At 44.9% G+C, this 738-nt stretch carries 1 protein-coding gene; it reads right to left on the minus strand.

The features are described from left to right. On the minus strand, positions 1–690 hold a 690-nt coding region (locus H1S01_RS22830; protein WP_188042183.1), incomplete at its 3' end, for a DNA primase. Positions 691–738: the final 48 nt, after the last annotated feature.

Raw genomic sequence — 738 nt, forward strand, 5'->3', positions numbered from 1 at the left:
TATCGCCGGACAGTCCATTTGCCATAAGGTCATTGCGTCGATTTCGCTTTCCACCAGATACGCCTTAGCGGGCATATACCGGTGAATTAAATGCAAACCATAGAGATGGTTTCGAATTGGGGATCCCCCATGGGAATACCAGAATCGTTTATCATGGACGCTACGGAACTTGATATTGACTAATTGTCCTTGTTTATCCAGCCAAGGTAATGTGATTGCCTTGGCTTTTTTGTCGTATCCGACTTGGAAGAGACGCTGTGTCTTTTCCATAATTCCTCTTTTTTTAGCCAAGTACGGGTGCCGAAACCGATAGGGAAGCAACATATCCATCGAAATGGGAGTCATTCGTTCCTCTTTAACGGCCAGATGAATGGAAAGCTCAAGGGAGTCGATCGAACCTGAATGAAATCCGTACGTCGATAGTAGATAATCCTGGGTTTCTTCATACGTCTCATTACGCAAAAAACTCAGTATTTTAATAAAGTTGCCCTTTTTCCACTCTTCATCGACTCCTCCACCATCGATCCAGACACCAGAATCTAAGCGAATCGAAAATGACGGATGGCGATCCTCTCGAAAAGGTGAACAGGCGTAAAAGTTGTTCGTTGACCATCGGGGCTTTTGCCAATCGTATTTTTGTATCTCTGCGGTCACATCCACATCGACATCAATTCCTCGAATACGAACCACTTAAGCACTTTTCTCTATCGTCGGATTCCGATAGTGCGGAGCCAGCAT

This window comes from Heliobacterium chlorum (genome assembly GCF_014502795.1).
Taxonomy (GTDB): domain Bacteria; phylum Bacillota; class Desulfitobacteriia; order Heliobacteriales; family Heliobacteriaceae; genus Heliobacterium; species Heliobacterium chlorum.